This is a genomic window from uncultured Shewanella sp., assembly GCF_947501225.1.
Lineage (GTDB): Bacteria > Pseudomonadota > Gammaproteobacteria > Enterobacterales > Shewanellaceae > Shewanella.
On sequence record NZ_CANMUW010000063.1, the window covers coordinates 1 to 298 of the forward strand.

At 45.6% G+C, this 298-nt stretch carries 1 tRNA gene; it reads right to left on the reverse strand.

Annotated elements, in window-relative coordinates:
* Nucleotide 1: 1 nt before the first annotated feature.
* Nucleotides 2-75: transfer RNA gene (locus Q1B47_RS21940), tRNA-Ile, on the reverse strand.
* Between the last annotated feature and the right edge of the window lie 223 nt (nt 76-298).

The window sequence follows — 298 nt, forward strand, 5'->3', positions numbered from 1 at the left end:
GTGGGTCAGAGTGGACTTGAACCACCGACCTCACCCTTATCAGGGGTGCGCTCTAACCAGCTGAGCTACAGACCCATACTTTTTGGTCTTTCAATCCTTTCTCGGCGTTACTTTCTTCGTTTCTCAGTCATGTGCTAGAGCACACTCCCTGCGAGACTCATCAAACGCCTTGATTAAGGATCAAAATTCTCAAAAATACCTTTCGATATATTTCTCTTTCTTCTATCAAGCAATCTGTGTGAACACTCAGCAAACGCTAAGTTAGTCGTATAGGTAAGGAGGTGATCCAGCCCCAGGT